This is a genomic window from Niastella soli (assembly GCF_017742245.1).
In the GTDB taxonomy this organism is placed as follows: domain Bacteria; phylum Bacteroidota; class Bacteroidia; order Chitinophagales; family Chitinophagaceae; genus Niastella; species Niastella soli.
The window spans coordinates 1-1,315 of sequence record NZ_JAGHKO010000023.1; the positions used below are offsets into that span (position 1 = coordinate 1).

Annotated in this window: 1 protein-coding gene; it reads right to left on the reverse strand. The window is 38.0% G+C overall.

Going from position 1 to position 1,315, the window contains the following annotated elements:
- Positions 1 to 532: 532 nt before the first annotated feature.
- Complete coding sequence (locus J7I42_RS32880; RefSeq protein WP_209144388.1) at positions 533 to 1,012, reverse strand: hypothetical protein; 480 nt, start codon at positions 1,010 to 1,012, stop codon at positions 533 to 535.
- Between the last annotated feature and the right edge of the window lie 303 nt (positions 1,013 to 1,315).

Genomic DNA, 1,315 nt, shown 5'->3' on the forward strand with positions numbered 1-1,315 from the left:
AAAAGCGAATGACCTGTCAGGTGCGCGTAAGCCTTCTGATTGTTCAATACCCAATGGCGCATCCGCCAAAGGCGGACAAGCTCTTACAGGTCATCCTCTTCTAAAGAACTTTTTTATTTGATGCAACCAATTGTAACAATAGATAGTCCGGGTAAAGAAAATAGTTGAAAAAAGGAAATTTATAAAGGTTTTTTGTACACTTATAAGGGGCCGGAGATCATAAGAGGAAAAAGGGATAATGCAGACTGGTAGTGGGTTTTGCAAAGTTATAGCAGGGTTAGGCATAATAAAATGAAGCAAAAGCTCATTATGAAGAAAGTAAAGCGTGTATTACTTTTACATCATCAACGGTAGCATAGTAAGAGAGCGAAAGAATAAGAGGGGCTACTACGAAGCAAGCGCTTCACTATAAAGAGATTTTACCTTTTTTTCATATGGCAAGCAATCGTTAGAGGTCAGCTGTTTCTACAGTGGACCTTTTTTTATGTCCTTACTTTAGTTTCATTTTGGCATTTGCGAATCTTATTTAATATCAATTCTGTCTTACAAAACCTTTGTAGTTTTGTCGATTTACTTCGTACGTAAGACCTGACCCACTTGGTCTATTGGTTATTAAGGTGTCAATACGTTGCAAAATTACTTTGTCTAATGAGTCGAACGCTAATGTAAAGCTGTCGGTGGTTACCGGGATATAAGTCAGCGTGTCAGTAATTTTTGCGTTTGCATCGTACTGGTAAATATATTTTTTCCCTGGAAATAGTCCGCCGCCATAGTAAAACGTAAAGTCTAATTGCTTGTTTTTATAGTTTTTTACAATGACGTCTGAGCAGCCACAATGAGATTGTGTAACACCTTCTATAATAAAGTAGTCTTTCTTAGAGGAAGAACTTCTATAAGCAACTTCAGTATGCCAGTCTTTGTAGAAAAGTCCGAATACAAGTCCACAACCCGTCAATAAAAGTGTCCCGATTAAAAAGAGGAAGAGCTTAGTTAAACATTTTATGTTAGCCATTTTTTAATTTTTGGGTGAAGGCTTGACAGGCACAAGCGTGCTTAAACTATTATTTAGCAACATAGCAAAAAAATCGCGGCTTTCGGCAGGTTTTTTCATATGGCAAGCAATCATTAGAGGTCAGCTGTTGCTACAGTGGACCTTTTTTTATGTCCCTACTTTAGTTTGGTATGGAAGCTTTTTCGAAGTTGAGATTCTTCCATATATCAAGTTGTTGAAAAGGCAATGGGCAGTAGGCAATAGGCAGTGCCAAGACCTGTAAGGTTCGCCATTTGAGCTCGCATTATTAGTGGGTTTATGCGA

What these genes read in the sequence shown, in the direction of transcription:
- J7I42_RS32880 (WP_209144388.1), bottom strand. Translation starts at nt 1,012, where the DNA reads ATGGCTAACATAAAATGTTTAACTAAGCTCTTCCTCTTTTTAATCGGG.